This is a genomic window from Devosia sp. 2618 (assembly GCF_040546815.1).
GTDB lineage: Bacteria > Pseudomonadota > Alphaproteobacteria > Rhizobiales > Devosiaceae > Devosia.
Genome location: NZ_JBEPOO010000001.1, coordinates 2,728,380 through 2,743,742 on the forward strand (window position 1 = coordinate 2,728,380; position 15,363 = coordinate 2,743,742).

The 15,363-nt window shown below is 61.2% G+C and carries 22 protein-coding genes and 1 tRNA gene; 15 read left to right on the top strand and 8 right to left on the bottom strand.

All coding sequences use genetic code 11. The features are described 5' to 3' along the window. Positions 1-54: 54 nt before the first annotated feature. From ABIE28_RS13640 to ABIE28_RS13660, 5 genes are all read right to left on the bottom strand, one after another. Positions 55-1,443, bottom strand: a complete 1,389-nt coding sequence (locus ABIE28_RS13640; RefSeq protein ID WP_354063796.1) for a hypothetical protein — start codon at positions 1,441-1,443, stop codon at positions 55-57. Beyond that, the gene (locus ABIE28_RS13645; RefSeq protein WP_354063798.1) at positions 1,440-2,012 is read right to left on the bottom strand and encodes a zinc metalloprotease; all 573 of its coding nucleotides are present in this window, start codon (positions 2,010-2,012) and stop codon (positions 1,440-1,442) included. The genes ABIE28_RS13640 and ABIE28_RS13645 overlap by 4 nt, the downstream gene beginning before the upstream one ends. Then, positions 2,009-2,908 (bottom strand): substrate-binding periplasmic protein, encoded by a 900-nt coding sequence (locus tag ABIE28_RS13650; protein ID WP_354063800.1) that lies wholly within the window; start codon positions 2,906-2,908, stop codon positions 2,009-2,011. Before ABIE28_RS13650 ends, ABIE28_RS13645 begins: the two co-directional genes overlap by 4 nt. Before the next feature lie 134 nt (positions 2,909-3,042). Further along, positions 3,043-4,803 carry a pyrroloquinoline quinone-dependent dehydrogenase gene (locus ABIE28_RS13655; protein WP_354063802.1) on the bottom strand — a complete coding sequence of 587 codons (1,761 nt, stop codon included), beginning with the start codon at positions 4,801-4,803 and terminating at the stop codon, positions 3,043-3,045. A 106-nt stretch (positions 4,804-4,909) separates the two neighbouring features. Beyond that, a complete protein-coding gene (locus tag ABIE28_RS13660; protein ID WP_354063804.1) occupies positions 4,910-5,458 on the bottom strand; it encodes a c-type cytochrome in 549 nt (182 codons plus the stop codon). 498 nt (positions 5,459-5,956) lie between these two features. Between ABIE28_RS13660 and ABIE28_RS13665 the strand changes: the two genes are divergently transcribed. Next, a complete protein-coding gene (locus tag ABIE28_RS13665) occupies positions 5,957-7,705 on the top strand; it encodes a hypothetical protein (RefSeq protein ID WP_354063806.1) in 1,749 nt (582 codons plus the stop codon). A gap of 248 nt (positions 7,706-7,953) precedes the next feature. Here the strand turns inward: ABIE28_RS13665 and ABIE28_RS13670 are convergent. The 3 genes from ABIE28_RS13670 to ABIE28_RS13680 form a co-directional block, all read right to left on the bottom strand. Beyond that, a tRNA-Ser gene (locus tag ABIE28_RS13670) sits at positions 7,954-8,026 on the bottom strand. A 32-nt stretch (positions 8,027-8,058) separates the two neighbouring features. Further along, positions 8,059-9,243: a tyrosine-type recombinase/integrase gene (locus ABIE28_RS13675; RefSeq protein ID WP_354063808.1), complete on the bottom strand. Its 1,185-nt coding sequence runs from the start codon at positions 9,241-9,243 to the stop codon at positions 8,059-8,061. Then, entirely contained in the window at positions 9,240-9,647 is a 408-nt protein-coding gene (locus tag ABIE28_RS13680; RefSeq protein WP_354063810.1) for an Arc family DNA-binding protein, read from the bottom strand. The genes ABIE28_RS13675 and ABIE28_RS13680 overlap by 4 nt, the downstream gene beginning before the upstream one ends. A 115-nt stretch (positions 9,648-9,762) precedes the next feature. On the opposite strand from ABIE28_RS13680, the gene ABIE28_RS13685 reads away from it, so the two are divergent. The 14 genes from ABIE28_RS13685 to ABIE28_RS13750 all read left to right on the top strand — a co-directional run bounded on the left by ABIE28_RS13685 (position 9,763) and on the right by ABIE28_RS13750 (position 15,274). Beyond that, positions 9,763-9,936: an Arc family DNA-binding protein gene (locus tag ABIE28_RS13685; protein ID WP_354063812.1), complete on the top strand. Its 174-nt coding sequence runs from the start codon at positions 9,763-9,765 to the stop codon at positions 9,934-9,936. 71 nt (positions 9,937-10,007) lie between these two features. Then, complete coding sequence (locus tag ABIE28_RS13690; protein WP_354063814.1) at positions 10,008-10,418, top strand: hypothetical protein; 411 nt, start codon at positions 10,008-10,010, stop codon at positions 10,416-10,418. A 2-nt stretch (positions 10,419-10,420) separates the two neighbouring features. Beyond that, positions 10,421-10,666, top strand: a complete 246-nt coding sequence (locus tag ABIE28_RS13695) for a hypothetical protein (protein ID WP_354063816.1) — start codon at positions 10,421-10,423, stop codon at positions 10,664-10,666. Further along, entirely contained in the window at positions 10,659-10,922 is a 264-nt protein-coding gene (locus ABIE28_RS13700) for a hypothetical protein (protein WP_354063817.1), read from the top strand. The genes ABIE28_RS13695 and ABIE28_RS13700 overlap by 8 nt, the downstream gene beginning before the upstream one ends. Further along, positions 10,919-11,104: a DNA-binding protein gene (locus ABIE28_RS13705; protein WP_354063819.1), complete on the top strand. Its 186-nt coding sequence runs from the start codon at positions 10,919-10,921 to the stop codon at positions 11,102-11,104. The genes ABIE28_RS13700 and ABIE28_RS13705 overlap by 4 nt, the downstream gene beginning before the upstream one ends. Before the next feature lie 237 nt (positions 11,105-11,341). Next, entirely contained in the window at positions 11,342-11,980 is a 639-nt protein-coding gene (locus tag ABIE28_RS13710; RefSeq protein ID WP_354063821.1) for a hypothetical protein, read from the top strand. Beyond that, positions 11,973-12,272 (top strand): DUF6074 family protein, encoded by a 300-nt coding sequence (locus tag ABIE28_RS13715; protein WP_354063823.1) that lies wholly within the window; start codon positions 11,973-11,975, stop codon positions 12,270-12,272. Before ABIE28_RS13710 ends, ABIE28_RS13715 begins: the two co-directional genes overlap by 8 nt. 165 nt (positions 12,273-12,437) lie before the next feature. Beyond that, entirely contained in the window at positions 12,438-12,674 is a 237-nt protein-coding gene (locus tag ABIE28_RS13720) for a hypothetical protein (protein ID WP_354063825.1), read from the top strand. Then, on the top strand, positions 12,671-12,877 hold the full coding sequence (locus tag ABIE28_RS13725; protein WP_354063827.1) for a hypothetical protein: 207 nt from the start codon (positions 12,671-12,673) through the stop codon (positions 12,875-12,877). Before ABIE28_RS13720 ends, ABIE28_RS13725 begins: the two co-directional genes overlap by 4 nt. A 68-nt stretch (positions 12,878-12,945) precedes the next feature. Then, entirely contained in the window at positions 12,946-13,089 is a 144-nt protein-coding gene (locus ABIE28_RS13730; protein WP_354063829.1) for a hypothetical protein, read from the top strand. Positions 13,090-13,386: 297 nt separating this feature from the next. Continuing rightward, positions 13,387-13,824 carry a DUF6950 family protein gene (locus ABIE28_RS13735; protein WP_354063831.1) on the top strand — a complete coding sequence of 146 codons (438 nt, stop codon included), beginning with the start codon at positions 13,387-13,389 and terminating at the stop codon, positions 13,822-13,824. A gap of 201 nt (positions 13,825-14,025) precedes the next feature. Continuing rightward, positions 14,026-14,619 (top strand): hypothetical protein, encoded by a 594-nt coding sequence (locus ABIE28_RS13740; RefSeq protein WP_354063833.1) that lies wholly within the window; start codon positions 14,026-14,028, stop codon positions 14,617-14,619. After that, positions 14,616-14,900 carry a hypothetical protein gene (locus ABIE28_RS13745; protein WP_354063835.1) on the top strand — a complete coding sequence of 95 codons (285 nt, stop codon included), beginning with the start codon at positions 14,616-14,618 and terminating at the stop codon, positions 14,898-14,900. Before ABIE28_RS13740 ends, ABIE28_RS13745 begins: the two co-directional genes overlap by 4 nt. Further along, a complete protein-coding gene (locus tag ABIE28_RS13750) occupies positions 14,897-15,274 on the top strand; it encodes an HNH endonuclease (RefSeq protein WP_354063837.1) in 378 nt (125 codons plus the stop codon). Before ABIE28_RS13745 ends, ABIE28_RS13750 begins: the two co-directional genes overlap by 4 nt. The last annotated feature ends 89 nt before the right edge of the window (positions 15,275-15,363 follow it).

Here is a 15,363-nt window from a genome sequence, read left to right on the forward strand (position 1 = left end):
AAAGACTTGCATTACCGGGACAGGCGTCCCGGCGGTCGGCCAAATAAAGTGCGATCATTCGCCCACCCTCTCGAAATAGCGCGCCAGCGACGGGCGGCTTCCGGCGGGGAGCGATGGGCGTTCGACGGTGCCATTCGTGGTCGATCCGGCGCCTGCGCCAGCCGCGCCGCCGGCGCCATTGGCAGCCTGTTCGGCTTCGGATGGCGGGAGGGTGACGCGGATGCGCCGACCGGTTTCCTGCGCGGATTGCGGCAGGGCCATCGGATCGTCACCGCCAACGCCATCGACCATGGAGTCGCCTTCAAGCGCGCTGGTGCCGGCGCCGGCCTGATCGGCAGGGCCTTTGCCGGACTCGGCGGCGGCGCCAACGGACTCGCGACCGGCGGCTTGCAATTGCTGGGGTTCGATCTTTTCGGGCGTCATGCCCGATCCTGCGGGCTTGTTGTCGCCCGGCACGATCTTGCCCAAAGCCTCGGTTTCTTCATCGGCGCTGCGGCCATCGGCTTCGAGCGTGGCGATTTCCTGATTGCGGCGGGCGCTTTCGATGTCTTCGAGGTTGATGGCGAAAACGTCGATTCCCTGTTGCACGTCTGGATTGCGCGGGCCTGAACCACCGGCAGTGGCGGTCGCGCCGTCTGGGAGTTGCGAGGCCTTGCCGCGTTGGTTCAGCCAGCTCGGCGCATTTTCGCCGAAGGCGTCGCGGGCCTGATCGGCGAGTGCGGACAGCTCGTTTTCCAGGTCCTCGGCGCTGACTTCTGGCGCTGCGTCGGCCACCCGTTCCTCGATGGCGCGGGCGATGGCGGCCAGCATCGGGTCCTGCCGCAATACGGCTTCGCGGTTCAACCGGTCGGCCAGATCTTGCGCATCGGTACGGATGCTCTCGGCGTCGGTGGACGCTTCCAGAGACGCAGAGGTTTCCAACAAGGGGGGCTGTGCAAGGGTGATACCCAGCGCCGCCGCTGCTGCAATGAGCCCGGCGATGAGCATGTTTCGCAGCGGCTTCACGCCGAGCGGCCATAGGCGGCGGAGATCGAGGTTCGCCGAGCGTTCGCGCGCGCTCGACAGGAGCGATTGGGCGACTGGCCCCTGCGTGGGCGCAGCGGCGACTTCGAGGGCGGTGGCATAGGCGAGGTCCATGCCGCCGCGTCGATCAATGGCCAGCGCCAGAGAGCCGGGTCGCAGGAGCGCACGGTTCCAGACACAATAGATGGCGGCAGCGAGCGCACCGAGAATGATGGCGGCGAGGGCTGCTTGCAGGACTGGCAGCGGAGCGGAAAGCGCAGTCCATCCCAAGCGTCGGGCGCCTTCCAGCGCGCCGATGCCGAGCCAGACGAGAGCGCCAGCCGCCAGGCCGGTGACGGCGACCAGCAGTGCGGCGCGGGTCAGCAATCGGCTGCGGCTGCCGTCCAAAACTGAGAAGAGTGGGTCTGAATGAACGCTCATCGCCAGATCCAGATCTTGATCGCGAGGGCCAGCACCAAGGTCAGGCCCGACACGACTGCACCCGTGCTGCGGAGGCGTTCGGGCAGGAATTCGCGCAGGGCATGGGCGGCGGTCAGCGAGAGAACGGGCAGCAGGTTGAATGCCGCGATGCGTTCGGACATGCGCGCGAAGGTGAACAGCCAGGCTTCGGCGATCTGAAGCAGATCGGGCGGCGTTATGGCGATGACTAGACCGCGCCCTGCCATCGCACCGCGACCGACGAGCCAAGTGCCAGCCAGCGCCAGAAGCACGACGAGGATCAAGCCGGCAATACCACCCTTCAATTCGCGTGAGCGGATATCCATCGGGCGGATCCAGCCGAACTGCGCGACGACAACGCCGATCAGCGCGAAGAGGTCGATATGGGCCATCGGGTTGAGCGTCTGGCGACCGTCATGGGACGGGCCGGCGTCGCCAAAAGCCTTGGCGAGCAGGGCCAGAAAAAAGCCATGGATCGCCAGAACCACGAGCCCGGCGCTGCCGTCGACCATCATGCGGACAGGGTTGAGTTCACTGAGCAGCGTATTCATGCCGGGTCGGGCCACACGATCTTGTGGCGCTCGGCCAATTGGGCAAGGGTTCCGTCGGCTTCAAGCGCAGCGATGGCTTCGTCGACCAAGGCACCGAGGACATTATCGCCAGCGCGAACGGCTGCGCTGATCTGGACGGTATCGACGGGGAAAGGCAGGCTTTCCATGGCGTAGTATCCAGCCGGGTTGCCCTCCGTGCCCGCCATCAGCGCGCCTTCCCACAGCAGCGCCGCATCGACCTGTTCGTTGGCGAATGCCTTGAACAGCGCCTCGTTGTCGCGGAAAATAACGCGCAGCGGCGCGGTGTCCGCCGGCACGGTGCGCAAATAGCTCGTCAGAGCCGAATCACCGGCGGCCATGGCCTGCGCGCCGATACGGGCGCCGGGCTTGAGATCGGACAATGTCTTGACCGATGGATCCCGGGAAATGCCGAGCATCCGCGCCACGATGTAGGGGCGCGACAGGCGCAGCCATTCGGGGGACGCCGACGACAGGTGCATGCCCAAAACGACGTCGCAATGCTCTGCCATCATGATGAACATCTGCTCGTCAGTCAGGCCGAACAGGTAATCGTAGATCGAGGGGCGAACGGGGAAGTTCTTTTCGCCGAGCGTATAGGTGCGCACATCGGTCAGCAGCACCTGGCCAATGGCTTCCGCTAATTCGCCTTCGTAGGCGGCCAAGGGACCGTTGGGGCGCAGGCAGAATGCGATGCTGTTTCCCTCGTTGCGGCGGCGCTCTTCGTACAGATCGCGCGGCACAACTTCTTCCTGCGCAATGGCAGCCGCGAACGGCAGCAGCAATGCAGCCGACAATAAAGTGAGCATGAATTTGGTGAGTGGCCGCGCATGGCCAAGTGGACGATGCGATGGCGTCAGGCAGGATGTCGAATACATAGGCCGAGCCTTTCGCATCGGGTGTCCAGTATCGCGCTGGACCCGGTGCGCGGGGGACAGGGCACGAAGGCCCTCGTTGATAGAACCGGCGCGGGGTGAGCCGCGCCGGTCCGTATTAGGTGTGCGAACTAAACTTAGTTCGGCAGAGCAAAGACCTGGATAGCAGCGCCGAGCGAGCTCAGATCAGCAGATTCAGGAACCAGACGGGTCATCAGCGTACCGCCGTAAGCAGGGTTGCCCGAAACGATGGCGATGTACTGCTTGCCGTCGACTTCGTAGCTGATTGGAACGCCCATGGCGCCAGCAGCAAGACGGGTCTGCCAGACCAGCTCACCAGTCTTCTGGTTGATGGCCTTGAGGTAACGATCAGCACCGCCCGAGAACAGCAGGTCCGACGCGGTCGCCAGAAGCGATGCGTAGTTCACTGCGGTCTGCTCGTAGCGCCACACGGTCTCGCCGGTTTCGACGTTCACAGCGTCGATACGGCCAGCATTGGTCATGCCATCTGGCAGGGAGTAGACCGATGTCTGGTTGTACGAGTTGGCTGGAATTGGAGCGTCCGGACGTGGAGTCATGGTCATGCAGGCGTTCGTCAGTGGGACGAACATGACCTTGGTCTCTGGGTTGTAGGCCGTACGGGGCTGGTCACGACCGCCGAGGAAGGTCGGGCAGTGCAGGATTGGCGCATCGCCTTCCTTGTGCACGACTTCTTCGTTGACCGTCACGATGCCCTTGTCGTCGATGCTTTCGATCAGGTTCTGGTGAGCCGTATCACGAGCATAGATGAACTCGCCGGTTGCGGCGTCGAACTGCCAGACGGTACCGGTCTTGCACGGCACGCCGGTCAGCACGCGACGCTCGCCCTTGGCAGCGTCAGGGTTGATCGACTGCAGGTCTTCCATCGTCGCGCTCGGGTTCACGTTCACCGTGTCCACGATCATTTCGAAGGTGCATTCCTGGTCCCAGTTATCGCGGGGCAGGGTCTGATGGCGCCAGACGATTTCACCGGTCGATGGCTTAACAGCGAAACGCGTGTTGGTGCCATACTGAGTGCCACCAACGGTGCCGCGCTGAACTTCGGAAGCTGGGCCCGTCGAGGACGAGCCGTAGAACACCAGATCCAGCTCAGGATTGTAGGTGAACTGGCCCCAAGCGCCGGTCATCCAGCGAGATTCATAGGCGCTGCCGCCCCACGTCTCGTCGCCTTCTTCACCTGGCTTTGGAATGAAGTAGTTGCGCCAGAGTTCTTCACCAGTCTTGGCGTCGTGGCCGGTCGCATAGCAGCCGAAACCCGAATACTGGCAGGACGAACCGAGCACGATGATGCCGTTGGCAACGATTGGACCCGAAGAGTTCGAGATACCTTCGTCGCCCTGGCCGCGGTCGATATCGAACGCAACCTGACCGTCGCGCATGTTGAGCGCGATGAGGTGGTTGTCCCATGTCGAGAAGTAGATGTTCTCGCCATAGATCGCGATGCCGCGCTTGCGGTCACGGGTAATCGAGTTGAGCAGTTCTGGCTCGATCTCGACGCGGTGACGGTACTGCCACAGCAGGGTGCCGGTGACGGCGTCGATCGCTTCAACCGTTTCGTTCGGGCTGGCGAGGAACATGATGCCATCATAGACCAGCGGAGCGGTCTGGGTCTGGCCGGACTCGATGCCACGGGCCCAAACGGACTGCAGCGTGCCGACGTTGTCGGGCGTGATGTCGGTCAGCGGGCTGAAGCCGAAATTGCGCACGTCGCGGCCGTAAGCAAGCCAGTTGCCGGGAGCAACGTTCTGAAGGTCCTCGTCGGTGACGGGCTTCAGATCGGCCAGGCCAGCGGCATAAGCCGGGGCCTGTGCCATCGCCAGCGTTGCTACGGTGAGCAACAGTAGACGTCTAAGTTTCATGCGTGTCGTCCTCCAGTCTAAAGATCAGAGCCAAGGCCCTGTTTACGCGGTCCGTATCCGGACCCGATTGCTGAGCCGGCCGAATGATCGGCCGGCCAGGTGATGATTAGTGCCCGTCGTTGGCAGGCTGAGGCGCAGCTTCTGCTGGCTTGGATGGAGCGGCAGGGGCCGCTGCTGGCGCGGCGGGAGCGTCTTCGCCTTCAGGCTTGGCGACGATCTCGATATCGTCGAGATCAGCCACCTTGGGGGGGAGCTCGGTGTCACCAGCTGGCGCGCCATGCAGCTTGAGGATGTATGCGAGCACATCGACATATTCGCGCGTACGCAGCTTGCCGGGGCTTTCTGGTGGCATGGCCGCGATCATGAATTCGACGCTGTCGGACAGCATCATCGTTTCCTTGGCGTCGAGTGCGCTGCCGGTCAGCGGGGGAGCTGCTGGACCGCCGCCGCCCTGAGAGCCGTGGCAGCTGGCGCAGTTTTCACCATATAGCTTCTTGCCGCGGTCTGCTTGCGCTTCGGTATAGACGCCGTCAAAAATGGTCTTGGGGCCTTCGGTCAGCGCCACTGCGGCCGGCTGCGACAGCACCACCGTCGTTGGTACCACAGTGGCCAAGAGGCCAGCTGCGAGCAACGTGACAACTTTCTGTCTGGTCAAATATTTCAACTTAGTGCCTCACATTCTTAGGTATTACGCACGCGGCAAGTTGCCACGCAGATTGCTCGGCAAGTGGCACTTTTCAGCGTCGGTAGCGGCCTCAGGACACCTCGTCCCTGCCGCGCCTGATCTACGGAAAGCGACGTAGCGTCGCACATTCGCTCCCCACAAAATCCCCCAAACGCATCTGCCAACGCTTGTTGCGCCATGCAGAAAATCCAATCGCAGGATTGGTTTACGCCTCCGAGCCGATATCCAAAGGAAACACAACTCCGCGTCAACCTCGACTAAAGTCTACTTGCCAGACATGTCGACCGATTCATGCGGGCAGCCATCCCAATGAGAGGATGCTGAGAGACGGTTGTGCTACTTGGCAGAGCCTTGTGGTTGCGAGCCGCCTCGCACGCACTGCCATGCAGCGCGTCTATCTGTAGCTCTCTTCAGCGCGGCTTAACCGGTCACGGCTAATTCTGTGTCCAGACAAAATCGGGTGCAGGCATGGGCTGGGTCGATCGGAAATGGGTTCAGATCATCCTGATTTGGGCCGTCATTGCGGTTGCGCTCGTTATCACAGCCCTGCGGGCCGGAGGCGCGCCTGTTGTCACCGGCGACGATGCCATGCGACTGGTCGGCGCAATCGATCTGTTCCATGGCCAAACCTGGTTCGACACGACGCAATACCGCGACAACACGCCCTTTGGCGCCCCGATGCACTGGTCGCGCCTTGTCGATGCGCCGCTCGTGTTGCTCATGGCCATATTCACGCCGTTCGCGCACGAAGCAGCGCCCTATTGGGCGGCGTTCGTCTGGCCGCTGTTGGTGCTGCTTGCTGTGGTGGCGCTATTGGCGGAACTGACCGAGCGTGTAGCAGGTCCCGCAGCGCGCTTTCCGGCACTCGCCCTCCTCGCACTGGCCGTCGCCGTCTACACCGAGTTTGCGCCCGGTCGGGTCGATCATCACAACGTCCAGATCGCCCTCACGTTGGCGCTGATCCTGGCCAGCATGGAAGGCCGCAATAGCGTGGTCTGGGCCGCCATTGCGGGCATCTTGGCGGCAACGGGCCTGGCCATCGGGACGGAGTTTCTGCCGTCAGCGGCTGCAGCGCTGATCTGCTTTCCGCTCTATTGGCTGGTGCAGCCGGTTCGCAATCGACCACAACTGCTGGCCTTTGTCGGCAGTTTTCCAGTTGCCCTCATCCTTCATCTAGTCGCAACAAGTCCTGTTCAAAACTGGTTTGTGCCGGCCTGCGATGCGCTTTCGTCAACCTACGTGGTGACGGGGATGCTTTACGGCGCCGCCATGCTGGTTGCCGCACTGATCGGGCCCGCCTTGCGCCATCCCGCGCTTAGGTTGCTGGCGCTGATGTTACTGGGCGTCGCCACGCTGTTTGTGGTGCTTTGGCTGTTTCCGCAATGTCGCGGCGGCCCTTACGGCGATGTCGATGCAGATCTCGCCGCGATTCTCTTCCCAGACATAGGGGAGGCACAGCCGGTCTGGATTTGGGCCGCAAACATGCGACACCAACTCGCTTTGGTGGTGATGCCGGTGAGCGGTTTGGCCGCGGTGCTGATGGTTGTTGCTTTGGCCCCGAAAGATCAACGCTGGCGTTGGTTAGTTCTAGCTGGTTTTTGCTTGGCGTTGTTTGCAGTGTTCTGCTTGCAGGTTCGCGGCTTTCGCCTTGTTAGCGTAGCGGTTTTGCCGGGCCCGGCATGGCTGGTGGCGCGCGCATGGGCGTGGTTCCGCCAGCGCCAAACGGTTGGGTCAGCGGCCACTGCGGGCCTGACCTTCCTCGCCTTTACCGGCGCGGTGCATTGGAGCCTTTTTACCTACGCCTATGCGTTTGTTCCACAGGAAGCTGCAGAAGAAACCGTAGATGACTGGCGAGCCTGTGGGCTGGGGCCCGCCTATGAACAACTGGCCGCCCTGCCCCCCGCTCGCCTGATGTCCTACCTGCTGATTGGCCCAAAATTGCTATTGGAAACGCCGCATTCGGTGGTCTCCGCCGGCTATCACCGTAACGAAGACGGGCTGCGCGACATGGTTCGCTTCTATGGCGGCGGCGAGGCCGAAGCCCGCGCAGTGGCCGAGGAACGCGGGCTGGAATACCTGGTGTTTTGCCGCGGCATACCGCCCAACCAGGCGCTCGCTGGAGTACCCGACTTCAAAGAGCCGTCGTGGCCGTGGCTGGTTCCGGTAAGTGCGCCAGACGCGGATCTGCAGATCTACGCTATCGATCTTGAGCGGTAGAGCGATAGCATCCTAGGACGCGCGAGCAGGTTCGTCGGACGACAGCTCATCATTGGCGAGACCCGGCCAACATGCGCCTACGCAATTTGCCCAAAGCATTCTCGCGCCAAGTGAAAGCGTCCTGGAGAACCTCGACACCATCATAGCGAGACGCCAGCAGCGTGGGATCCACTTCAGGACGAACGCCTACCTTGGGAAGGCCAATATTTTGCGATGTGTTTGATTGCCTTACGCTTCTTTGAAGCGAATGGTGCCCGGGACCGGAATCGAACCAGTGACACGCGGATTTTCAATCCGCTTAAAACACCCGGAAACACTGGCAATATGGCTCGCATGTCGCGCCCTTGTTGCATTCATGTCAGCGAAAGCGCCAACCGTTCTGCTCTTTCCCGCCGCTCAAGCTCGGCCGCATCATCCCTGAAAAGCGACGCATAAGTGTCCATCGTCACGGCGATCGTGGCGTGGCCAAGCTCCGCCTGAACCTCCTTCGGATTGGCGCCGTCGGCTATCAGCAGGGAGGCCCGGAAGTGTCTCAGGGCGTGGAAGGTATAGCGAGCAGTCTTCTTGCCGTCCTTGCCGACACCACACACCCCGGCGGCTATCTGCAGCGGCTTCCATGCCCTCGTGTGGATGTTGGCCAGCGCCTCCACGCTGCCCTGCCAGTTTGGGAATACCAGATCGCCTGGAGGGCATTCCGCCTTCCATTCACGCAAGCGTGCCACCAGCGGCGCCGGGATGCTGATCTTGCGTCGGCTTTCCTTCGTCTTCGGCGGGCCGATGACGCCATTCTCATCGGCGCGCTGGCGAACTTCGATGGTCCCGGCTTTCAGGTTGACCGCATCCCAAGGCAGCCCGCGCAGCTCACTGGCACGGAACCCGGTATGCACGGCGGTGGCGATCAGCACACGATACCGGCGCCAGGCCTTGGCCCGCTGCTGGTTCGTCTGGCCGGCGAGTTCGTCAAGCTTCACCAGCATTGACCGCACCTCATCGCGCGTCGGGATTTCGATGTCGACCTTGTGGCGGCTGTCGCCTGCCGAGTGGATCGAGATCGCCGCGGCAGGATTGGCGATGATGTTGCCGCGGGCTTGAGCCTCTTTGATGACGCTTTTGAAGCTGGTCAGCACCTTCTTTGCCAGCGCGCGCGACATGCTTGCCAGCAGATGATCGCGATAGGCCGCGATTCGCGGACCGGTGAGCTTGGACAGCTTCAGATCGCCCATCTCCGGCACGATGTGCAGATCCACATGCTGGCGGTACTGGCGCAGCGTTGAGGCTTCGGCCGGCGAACGGCCATTCCTGCCGACGGCGACGGCTTTCATCCAATCCTCCGCAGCGTCCTTGACCGAGATCGACACCGTATCTGAGACGTGAGTGCCGCTGCGCACCTCAACGGTGGCGATAGCGGCGAACTGGTCCGCATCCTTTTTCTTCGCGAAGGTCTTGAGCCGGCGCGTGTCCTGGCCGTCGGTGTAGTCGACCACCCATGCGGTCTTCTCGACGCCCTTAGTCGTCCAGCTGCGCTTGCGGACGCTCATTGTCTTTCTTCCGGAGGCAGCCAGTTAGGGTCTTTCGCTAGAAGACGGCAGCCCTGCAGCACTTTCTCCCTGAGTATGGGTACAAAATCAGCAGGGACATCTTCGAGGTTTGCCATGCCCATTTGCCAGAACTGTTCTGGCGTCATCTCAATGACGGCGTTCGGGAAGTGAGCGTTTAAAAGACTTGCGAGATCCTCCCGAAAGTCATCGAGCTTGTCCTCTGTCGCCTTCGCCATCGCTTGCTGAAACTCCAAGCCAACGGTGATCGAAAACTCAAGAGACTGCTCCAGGCGAGCGACGATCTCCGCATTCATCGAGCGATGACTCTCATCGGCTTTTGCCTTCAGCACATCGCGCAGCTGCTCTGGCAGCCGCAATTTCATTTGAGGATCTTCGCGCGACATCGTTTTGTCCCTAGTTTTTTCTCAATATGAACCACGGTGGTCTTGACATCAATAGACCACCGTGGTCCCATGTTTAATGAACCACCGTGGTTCCATTTAAAGTTGAGGTGATCTAGTGAAAATTTTTGAATCCGAGGATGTTACGCAGTTCAGTTTGCGAGCTCCTGCAAAGCTCATGAGCCGAGTGCGCCACAACGCCAGGGCAAACCGACGCTCTTTGAATGCAGAACTGGTGGTGATGATCGAACAGTCGCTGCCTGTTGAAAATGAAAAGGCCGACGCGGCGTGAGCTGCATCGGCCTCAATGAGTACCGCCCGGCAAGGCGGCCCCTATCAACCCACGACAAAATGGAATTGATGATGAGCATCAATATCACCACGCCCGCCTTGGGCGCAATAACCCTTGCGTCGGGCAAGACCGTCACCCCCGACCACGTCCTGCGCCTGGAAACTAACAGCGAAACGCTGCGCCCAGACGAAACCATGAAATTCGATGTCTGGCTCGACGATCAGCCGGTGGTGCTTCGGCATCGCGTCCCGATGTATGCGTCATGCCGCGTCTTGGCCGATTGGGGCTATAGCGGCCTCGCCGCTTTCATCCGCCCAGATCGCCTTGTTGCCATGGTGATCGACATCGCGGCTGGCGCCAAGCTCACGGTGGTCGAGAACGACGTCGGTCCAGTAGTGCGCAAATACGCCCCCTTTCCTTCCGGTTCCGTCACCAGCGGCCGGAAGGCCATCGTCGGCACCGATGTGGCAGAGGAGGCATAGACATGACCACTGCTACAGAAAGCAAGCTGATCACTATCGATCGCCATCAACTGACCATGGCCATTGATGAGCTGGATGCGGCGACGATCCGCTGCGAGGCAGCGCATATGGCGGCGCTCGCCCTCGATGGCACCCACCGCGACGCCGTCCAATTCCTCGCGGCCGACGCTCAAAATTGCATCGAGGTCGCAAAGGATCGTTTGGAGGAGATGCGCAACACCCATCGCTTGGGAGGCGCAAATGGATGACCGCAAGGACGGCGCTCGCGGCTACGCCATCGTCTCCGACATGGAAAATGATCTGTGCACCCTTCGGGATCTAGCGCGCTTGCTCACCATGTCGGTTGAGACGAATACCAACATGCAAGAGGAGCAGGCTTCTGCGTTGCAGCGGCTTGGCTGGCTGATCAATGATTGGGCCGGCTCCGCCGAGAGCAAGCGTTGCGAGGCGCTTGAGGCGCTCGCCAGCTACCGCGCCCCGCTCCCGGCAGGAGCAGCGGCATGACCGAGCCACTCACGCTTGATCTACTCTGGGGCGCCGAAAATATCGCCGCCTATATTGGGCGCACCGAACGCCAGACCAAAGATGCGCTCGCAAAAGGCCATCTGCCCGGGCGGAAATGTAACGGCCGATGGGTGGCATCACGCGCCGAACTTCAGCGCTTCTTCGGTCAGGTCGCAGCATGATGGCCCGCCTCATCGAACTGGGCTGGGCCGCTGCATGCGGCCTGGCGGTGGTCTATGTGGCCGCGATCATTTTGTTTGGGGGGCAGCCATGACGGAAGATCGGCTGGACACCATCATGAGAGCCGTCCGACCCTGTGATCGGGCGCCAGCATGAGGCAAAGAAACTTCATCGCATCACGTGATGACGCGGGCCAAGCCCGCGCCGTCGTCCGAGGAATCTATGCCGATACCCCGGCCATGGATCCGCTGCTGCACAACCCTGAAATCACCATGGGCCTCGAATTGAGGAATAACCTCAAGGCAATCTATCGGGGCCGCCTTGCTCAAGGCCATGCTGTCGGCAGCCTCGAGGGTTGGGCACGATCAATCGCATTCGCGTCGGCACGCATCGACGCGGAGGTCACCACGGGCACCGTCGCCAAACACATGCAGTGGATTGGCATCGATATTCCCGAATCCTTCATCACCAGAGTTTCGGCTGAAGTCGCCGCCGCCAAGGCGGCCGACGCCCTCCAGTTCGATCCTCAGATGATTGGGGAGATGGTACAACTCACCGCCGCCGAGCGCGAGGAGTACCGAATTCGTCGGCTCATCGAGGCCTGCGATGAGAATCAACGCGAGAGGATCAACCGTCAACGCCGTGAGAAGCGCGGGGCTCGGCCCCGCTCTCACTCGATCACTGCAACCCAGCCATGGGTGCGGGATGGGTACCGCTGCCGTCGCACTTGGGAGCGGAACGGCAAGTCCCCGAAAGTGTCGCAGAAACGGTCGACCACTAAAGAGATTCATAAGGAAGAATGGTGCTCGACCAAAGTTGCGACAAATGACGGGTTCTCGACCAAACCTGCGACACTTGGAGACTGCGAAGATGAGTGAGCAACTTGACCTCCTGTCATGGCAACCGCCCGCGGCAATAGTGCTGCCTTTTCCCCAGCGCCGGAACATCGGTCAGGCGCGCCGGGTCGCGGCCATGATCGACAAACGCAAGTCGCAACAGAGCCGGCAGCGATGCTTCGATCAGGAGCTCTGGAAGCTGTGCCAAAGCCTCAAGACATCAGGCCTGTCGGGCGACCAGATCAACCGTCAGCTCGATGACTTCACTGCCGCGGTCAATGCCGAGATTTGGCGGCTCGATCGACATGAGCAGCGGCCAGGCGGCGCGGCATGATTGCGGCACTTCGTGAGCGTCGACGCAGGGGCCGCCACGCCTTGCATGACGCCCTGAGCCTTGAGCTTTATCAGCTTCATCCTTCGCGCGCCGGAGGGGCGGCTTAGCCGCCCTCCTCAATGAAACGGGTGGCGACGCCACCAAAAGCACCAACGGAGCCCGAATATGAACAATCAGAGTTTTGCCGCAGCCAATATCAGTGGCGCCATCATCGAAGCCGCCATCGACCAAATGAAGCGGGCCGATTTGCCACTTCATGTCGTGGTCAATCAGCTTGCGACCTATGCCGCCTTCATGGCCGTCAAGGCCTACGCCGCTGTCTGTCTTGCACGAAAGATCCGTGTCGAGAATGCTGCGGCGGACAAACTCGCTGTTGAGCGAGGGTTCAGGAGTGCTGATTGAGCACTGCGCAGGACTCCCGAAACTACCGCAGACGTCGAGACGCAGGCGATATCGTCCTGAAGGTGCGGGTGCCGCAGGTTGATCTGGCATTGGCATTGATCGAGGTGGACCGCCTGCATCCTCGCGACGAAGACGATCGAGAAGCCCTCACCCGCGCGGTGGAGAAGCTGCTCCGCTATCTCATCGAGGCCTGTGAGGACTGACCGGCGTCACCGGTGACTCCGCGTGTTTTCGGGACTTGCTACACTAGGTCACGACACGGAGTTGCGAATTGGAAAAGCGCAAAACACGATTGGGCCGGATGATCGAAGCTTTGGAAGCTCCGATGATCGATCCTGCGAAGATCAAGGAACTGCTGCGGCCGGCGGACAACGCCGATACCGATGCTGATGCCCCCGGAGGGCGTGCGGCATGACCGAGAAGAAGCCCACTCTCGTCACGGCCAAGGCGTCCTTTGTCCGCGTCAGGGATCATTCCGCTCGATCCAGAATGGGTCGCGGCAAAGCCCGCCCAAGCCACTGCGGGCTTTGCTGAACGGGTCGGCCGCTCTCCCACCACCAAGGAGGTCCGGATGATCGTTTCGGCCGTCATCCGTCATGGCCTGGCGCCTAGCGCACCAAGCCACGCCCTTCAATAGCGCGGGACGATCGCTCCGCTCCCCATCCCGGCGTATGGGCGCCATGCACGAAATTTATCCTATCAGGAGGTCTTAATGGCGACTGCTACAATTGCCCCCGGTCAAATCCAGATAGACTTCTTCAACAAGGCATTGGGTCGCACTTTCCAGTGGGGCGAAGAAGATTGCTCAATGTTCCTCGCGAACTGGTGGCGCCATGTCCACGCAGTAGATCCCGCGCGCTGGCTGCGAGGTACCTATAGGGATGCCATTGAAGCAGACATTGTGGTGATGGCCAATCGCGGACTACAGCGCCTAGTAGCTCGAATTGCTAGTGAGGCTGGGGCTGTGCGCACGCGTGCCCCGACCTTCGGCGACTTCGGCTTGGTGGTAGTCGGAGGAAAACCGTTCGGCGCAGTAAGTTGCTGCCCCATGGTTCCGAGTAACTCATGGGTCATTAGGACGGAAAGCGGCCTTGTCATGGTGCACAAGCCACGCATGCTCCGCACCTGGTCCATAAACTTTCCAAATTGAGGAGACCGAAATGGCCTTGGAAACTGGTATCTGGTTTTTGGTGAACATTGGCTACGGGGGACCATTAGACGAGGCGGCGGTTTCAGGCATGACTTGCCCCACACTCCACATTTGGCCACCGCTCGGGCTCACATCTGAAACACGCCAAGATAGGCTTATCGCCCAAGTGCTGCAGACGGCGCCTGCCTGGACGGCGCTGATGTGTTGATTGCGGCGGTTGACAAGATTGCCGTCGTTCCGACCATGCCAGTTGCAATGACGGCACGTGGTGATATGCGGGAAGCGGGGGTGATCTTTCGAGACTTCACCGTCGCGTTTCTCGCCGCCAACAGCGTGGACGCTGGCCTTGTTAAGCTGGCTCGCAGCTTGCCTAGGCATGCCACCCTGTCGACGTGTCGCCCCTATGAAATCGTCATGGCGTGTTTCTCCGAAAGCCGTGGGCCGGAGGTCTGGTATTTTTCGACCGTCGATCGCAATATGCCAAGCATTCCGGCTCGTACGCTCGCCCGATACGATGGCATTGGCGCGGCCGGCTCATGCCTGAATGCAAGCCAGGTTGCAGCGTTAGGCGTAACGGCCGGATCGTTCACCCATGGCGCACTGGAGCCAGGCCTCGCGCTTATGGAGGCCTGGCGCAGCAACAGGGGTACTACCCTAGATGGAACGCAGGCCGGGTTCTGCATCGGCGCTCATGTCGATCACGCGATTGTCTCAGCCGCGGGCGCAACAGTCGAGCGAGTGCATCGCTGGCCCGATAAAGTCGGCCAGCTCATTAATCCGGAGGTTGTGTCTTGAGCCACAATGATGAGCATCTGGCCCACTGCGAAGCCAGTATCCGAGAAGCTATTGAGCGCTGGCGCTCGGAGAATGGCGATAGGATGTTCACCGTCGAACAGGTTGTCGCCGACATCACGCCAGATCAGCGCGCGGTCTACCTCTTGGTGCACAGCGCGGAAGGTGCAGAGATCCATCTGCATCGGACCTTCGACGAAGTGCTATTTGATTACGGTGCCTTTAGTCGACGGGAATGGAGCTTGGCTTTGCGCACAGCGCTGACAAACGCGGCGGCCGAATGACCAAGCGCAAGCCGCTCCGCACTCTAAGGCCTCGCCTGTCGCCAATGGCGCCGAGGCTCAAGACCACGCTGGGCAACGAGCGCCTTCGCCTCAACGATCGCGAGAAGACCCAGCCTTGGCGCCGCTGGTACCATAGCGCGGAGTGGAAGCGGCTCCGCATGTCGGTACTGGTGCGCGATCTATTCACCTGCCAGATGTGCGGCAAGTTGGAGAGCAACACGTCCATGCTGATCGGCGATCACCGAGTGCCCCACCACGGCAACCGGCAGATGTTCTTCAACGAGGCGAACATCCAGTGCCTCTGTAAGCCCTGTCACGACAGCGAGAAGCAACGTCGAGAGCGCAGCGATCCGACGGGTTGGGGTTTCGCCTGACAGGAGGGGGGGGCGTTCAGAAGTTCGCAAAGCCCCTCTGCCCTGCACCCGCGTCCCCCCACCAGCATATTTTTTTCATGTCGGTGACG

What these genes read in the sequence shown, in the direction of transcription:
- ABIE28_RS13640 (WP_354063796.1), bottom strand. Translation starts at nt 1,443, where the DNA reads ATGAGCGTTCATTCAGACCCACTCTTCTCAGTTTTGGACGGCAGCCGC.
- ABIE28_RS13675 (WP_354063808.1), bottom strand. Translation starts at nt 9,243, where the DNA reads ATGAGCGTCCGCAAGCGCAGCTGGACGACTAAGGGCGTCGAGAAGACC.
- ABIE28_RS13720 (WP_354063825.1), top strand. Translation starts at nt 12,438, where the DNA reads ATGAACAATCAGAGTTTTGCCGCAGCCAATATCAGTGGCGCCATCATC.
- ABIE28_RS13650 (WP_354063800.1), bottom strand. Translation starts at nt 2,908, where the DNA reads ATGTATTCGACATCCTGCCTGACGCCATCGCATCGTCCACTTGGCCAT.
- ABIE28_RS13700 (WP_354063817.1), top strand. Translation starts at nt 10,659, where the DNA reads ATGGATGACCGCAAGGACGGCGCTCGCGGCTACGCCATCGTCTCCGAC.
- ABIE28_RS13690 (WP_354063814.1), top strand. Translation starts at nt 10,008, where the DNA reads ATGAGCATCAATATCACCACGCCCGCCTTGGGCGCAATAACCCTTGCG.
- ABIE28_RS13645 (WP_354063798.1), bottom strand. Translation starts at nt 2,012, where the DNA reads ATGAATACGCTGCTCAGTGAACTCAACCCTGTCCGCATGATGGTCGAC.
- ABIE28_RS13735 (WP_354063831.1), top strand. Translation starts at nt 13,387, where the DNA reads ATGGCGACTGCTACAATTGCCCCCGGTCAAATCCAGATAGACTTCTTC.
- ABIE28_RS13655 (WP_354063802.1), bottom strand. Translation starts at nt 4,803, where the DNA reads ATGAAACTTAGACGTCTACTGTTGCTCACCGTAGCAACGCTGGCGATG.
- ABIE28_RS13715 (WP_354063823.1), top strand. Translation starts at nt 11,973, where the DNA reads ATGAGTGAGCAACTTGACCTCCTGTCATGGCAACCGCCCGCGGCAATA.
- ABIE28_RS13680 (WP_354063810.1), bottom strand. Translation starts at nt 9,647, where the DNA reads ATGTCGCGCGAAGATCCTCAAATGAAATTGCGGCTGCCAGAGCAGCTG.
- ABIE28_RS13705 (WP_354063819.1), top strand. Translation starts at nt 10,919, where the DNA reads ATGACCGAGCCACTCACGCTTGATCTACTCTGGGGCGCCGAAAATATC.
- ABIE28_RS13710 (WP_354063821.1), top strand. Translation starts at nt 11,342, where the DNA reads ATGGATCCGCTGCTGCACAACCCTGAAATCACCATGGGCCTCGAATTG.
- ABIE28_RS13665 (WP_354063806.1), top strand. Translation starts at nt 5,957, where the DNA reads ATGGGCTGGGTCGATCGGAAATGGGTTCAGATCATCCTGATTTGGGCC.
- ABIE28_RS13750 (WP_354063837.1), top strand. Translation starts at nt 14,897, where the DNA reads ATGACCAAGCGCAAGCCGCTCCGCACTCTAAGGCCTCGCCTGTCGCCA.
- ABIE28_RS13695 (WP_354063816.1), top strand. Translation starts at nt 10,421, where the DNA reads ATGACCACTGCTACAGAAAGCAAGCTGATCACTATCGATCGCCATCAA.